A 4,017-nucleotide genomic window follows, 5' to 3' on the forward strand; every position below is an offset into this window, starting at 1 on the left:
GCGTCGGCGAGGGTGACGGCCGGCAGCGGGTCGGCGGGCAGCGGGTGGTCGCCGGGGCGGGGAGCGGGGGCCGGGTGGTGCGGCAGGTCGCGCAGGGCGGTGTCCTCGCCGCGGCCGATCTGGAACTTGCTGCGCTCCAGGTACTGGTGGTCCGGGGCGTGGTGGTCGGCGGGGAAGAAGGTGAACGGCCGCCCGGTCTCCAGCAGGGTGCGGGCGGCGAGCCGGCAGACCGCCCGTTCCTCGTCCGGGCCGACGCCGATCCGGTTGAACAGCATGTGCAGCTGGGAGGCCCAGACCCAGGAGAGCCGCTCCTCGGCCCCCTCGGGCGCGGCGGCCCGCATCCGGGCGGCGGCCTCGGCGACCCGCGCCGCCCACTCCGCGAGCCAGGGGGTGGCCGTTCCGGCGTCCAGCGCGGTGCGCAGTTCCCGGGCGCGCGCGGCCAGGGCCGTCCGCTGGCGGGCGAACACCGTGTTGACCCGGACGTGCACGGCGGCCCCGGGCAGCGGCCGGAACTCGGTGACCCATCGCCAGGAGGCGGCGTGGCCGCGCAGCCAGCGGGAGGCTTCGAGTTCGTCGAGGCCGAGGGCGTGGGCGGTGGTGTGGGCGAGGTCCAGGGCGAGCGGCAGCCGTTGCGCGCCCCGGGCGCCGAGGGCGTGCAGGGCGCGCAGGGCGGTGCGGGTGGAGTGGGTGAACACCTCCTCGGCGATCGGCATCAGGGCCGCGCCGCCGTAGCGTTCGGTCTCGGGCTCGTACCGGACCTCGGTGACCTCGCCGTGCCCGGCCGCGAACGGGACGTCGAGCGGGGTGCGGCGGGTGGCGAGGCGGGTGAGCTCGGCGGCGGGGGAGGCGGGCGCCCGGCCCCGGCCCGGGTCGCGGTAGCGGATGCGCAGGTGGGGGCCGCCCTCGCCGTAGCGGATGAAGAACCAGTCGGCGCCGACACGTTCGTCCATCAGCGGGGCGAGGTCCTCGGTGAGGAAGGCGTCGGCCTCGCGGGCGGACAGCGGCAGGGCGAGGTGCAGGCTGCGCCAGGTGGCGACCGACGGCGCGTGGGTGGTCATCGCGTGCTCTCCGGGGGTCAGGGGAACGGGTGCGGGTGGAGGGGCAGTTCGTCGTGGCGCAGCGGCGCCGGCGTACGGCCGAGCCGGTGCGGGACGTCCAGCAGGCGGGGCAGGCCGCGGGTGCGGCGGTTGGCGTGGCCGAAGGTCATCGGCAGCGTGCCGGGGACGACGACCTTGGCGCAGTGCAGGCCCAGCCGGCCGCGGGCGCCGGGCTCGTCCTGGGTGACCACCAGGGTCTCCAGGCCCTCCCCGGCCAGCCGGGCCACCGTCCGCTCCAGCAGCCCGGTGAGGTCGGTGACCGGCTCGGGCGCTCCGGGCCAGCGCTCCCGCCACGGCACCGGGGGCGGGCCGGCGAAGAGGAAGTCGAGGCGGGGCTGGGCCTCGGGCAGGGCGTTGAGGCCGACGTGGTCGTCCAGGGTGACGACCAGCTCGGGGCGGTCCAGCATCGGCCGCAGCCGACGCGGGTCGCGCGGCCCGCCGGGGGCGGCGGCGCGGTGCGGCGCCTCCTGGACGTTGGTGACCACCTCGGCGACGGCGGAGCGGATCGCCGTCCGCGGGTCGTGGTGGGCGCCCGCGGCCAGGAAGGTGCGCGGGGCGTCGGGATGGTCGCCGCGGTGGCGGCAGAGGGCGATCACGGCGGGGACGCCGAGGTCGTTGGTGGCGTCGAGCAGGGTGAGCCGGTAGCCGAGCAGCCGGGCCCGGTCGGCGAGTTCGGCGATCCGCGGGTCCTCGGTGGGGACGGCGACGCCGGGCAACGGGGTGCGGGCGTACCAGGCCATCAGGAAGGCGTCGCGCTCGGCGACCTCGAACAGGCCGTAGAGCGCGGCTTCCTGGGGGCTGTTGCCGAGTCCGCAGCCGTTCGAGGACTCGTAGACCACCCGGGGCCGGTCGCGTCCGGGCACGTCCCAGTAGGCGACGTGCTCCGGGACGGCGACCGGGCGGCGGTGGGTGAGCGACCAGCCGTACACCCAGTCGAGCGCCAGCTCCGGGGTGTACGGGACGGTGGCCACGGCGGGACGCCCCGGCCGGGTGTCGTCGGGCAGGCCGAGGCGGACCGGGTCGAGGACGGCGTCCGGGCCCTCCCGGTCCGCCAGTTCGGCGTAGGAGGCGCGCAGCGCGGTGCGGCGCCCGAGCGGCCGCATGCCCGCGTACCGCTCCACCGCCTCGAACAGCGCGACCCGTTCGCTGGAGCGGAAGTCCGCGGCCCGCCCGTACCCGCCGTCGTCCAGTGCCCGGCCGTCGGTCACCCAGGCGGTGGTGAGGGCGAAGGCGGAGTCCTCGGTGCGGAACAGCCGGCGGACCGGGCCGAACCGCTCGTCGTACAGTTCGGCCCGCAACCGCCCTGCTCCGGTGCGGTCGTTGGGGCCGCGCAGGACGGCCGGGTCGGGCAGTGGGCGGGGGGTGGCGGGCAGCCGGGCGGCTTCTGGCGTGTCGGCGGGCAGCGGGTGGCAGACCTCGCAGCCACCGACGGGGCGGACGCGGTGGGTGGACCAGGTGGCCCGGCCCCCGTGCACCACGTGGACGGTGGCGGGGCGGGCGGACGGCTCGGCCCCGGCCGCGGGTTCGGCTTCGGCTTCGGCTTCGGCCGCCGCACCGGCTTCGGTTTCGGCGGTCGGGGCGGCCTCCGCGGCCAGCTCGGCGGCGAGGGCGGTCACCGCCTCCGTGAAGGCCGGGGTGCCGGTGCCTCCCAGCGCCAACTCCGGGCTCTGCCAAGGCACCCGGCCGCCGCTGGTGGCGAGCCGCTGGTACTCGGCGCAGGCGAGGCAGGCCGGCGCGCCGGGGGCGAGCACCGGCCCGACCACGGTCAGCGCGCCGTCCTCGCGCACCGGCACCAGGCGTACGGGGTGCGCCAGGGCGTGCCGGCTGAGCCGGGCGGCGAGGCCCAGGGTCCACTCGGTGAGGTGGACGACGGCCGTACCGCTGGTCGCGGCCAGGGCCTGGGCCGGTGTGAGGACGGTCAACTCGCTCATGGGCGGCCTTCCTCGGTGACGAGCGCCGTGAAGCCGCAGCCGTCCAGGGCCTCGGCGAACGGCCGGGCCCCTGGGGCTGCGGGCCGCCAGCGGGTGGTGCGCAGGCCGGTGAGCCGGGCCAGCGCGGCACGCAGGTCCGGCTCCTGGCCGGCGAGGTCGGCGAGCCAGCGGTCGGCCCAGCCCGGGTCCGTCCAGGGGGCCGGGGTGCGGCCGGCGGCGGCGAGCGGGGCGGCGGCGCCGGACAGGGTGGTGTGGTGGGCGGCGGCGAGTCCCGCGTCCCGGGCCAGCAGGCGGGTGAGGGCGGCCAGGGCGGCGTGGGCGACGGCGTCGGCGGGGGTGGCCTCGACCGCCCACCTTTCCTCCGTCCGCGCCAGATAGACGCGCTCGCCCGTGGATTGACGGATAGTCAGTTTCGGAGCGCGGCCGAGCCGGCGGGCCAGGGCCCCGTACCAGTGCGCGGCCTGCGGGTGCTCCCGCCAGGCGGACTCCGGCACCGCGCGACCGCCCCGGACCGGCCGCCCGAGCAGGGCCCGGCGCAGCGCCCGGCCGAGGGCGTGGTCGGGATCGACGCCGACCACGGGCACGGCTCCCCCGCTCACCGCTGCCAGGTGGAGTTCGGCGGACCGGCAGGCGGCGGCCAGCCGGGCGAGGTCCGTCCGCACCGCCCCGGCAGCCAGCGGGCCGGCCGGGGTGCCGCAGGAGACCAGCGCCATCGGCAGCTGCGGGAGCTCGCCCGGGGAGGGCGCCTCCAGCACGCCCAGCCTGGGGTCGCCGAGGGCGGTCACCCGGCGCAGTGCCTCGGCCAGGTCCCCGGGTGGAGCCGCGACCTGCCCGGGGCCCGCCGCCCACGGGCGGTGCTCGGCGTGCGGCGGTCGGGCCTCGGCGACCAGTACGCTTCGGGGTGGCGTCCTCCCCGCACCCGCGAGGGTCAGCCGTCCAACTACCTCGTAGCAGTCGAACTGATCTGGCCCTCCCCGCACCTGCGGGGC

Annotated in this window: 2 protein-coding genes and 1 pseudogene; all 3 read right to left on the reverse strand. The window is 78.3% G+C overall.

The window, feature by feature from the left end; genetic code table 11:
* On the reverse strand, positions 1-1,058 hold a 1,058-nt coding region (locus tag AB0E96_RS39175; protein ID WP_359831332.1), incomplete at its 3' end, for a thiopeptide-type bacteriocin biosynthesis protein.
* A gap of 17 nt (positions 1,059-1,075) precedes the next feature.
* Complete coding sequence (locus tag AB0E96_RS39180; RefSeq protein ID WP_359831333.1) at positions 1,076-3,028, reverse strand: TOMM precursor leader peptide-binding protein; 1,953 nt, start codon at positions 3,026-3,028, stop codon at positions 1,076-1,078.
* Positions 3,025-4,017 (reverse strand): annotated as a pseudogene (locus AB0E96_RS39185) (hypothetical protein); the annotation flags it as partial. The gene AB0E96_RS39180 and the pseudogene AB0E96_RS39185, both read right to left, overlap by 4 nt.

The organism is Kitasatospora sp. NPDC036755 (assembly GCF_040636595.1).
Classification (GTDB): Bacteria; Actinomycetota; Actinomycetes; order Streptomycetales; family Streptomycetaceae; genus Kitasatospora.

What these genes read in the sequence shown, in the direction of transcription:
- AB0E96_RS39180 (WP_359831333.1), bottom strand. Translation starts at nt 3,028, where the DNA reads ATGAGCGAGTTGACCGTCCTCACACCGGCCCAGGCCCTGGCCGCGACC.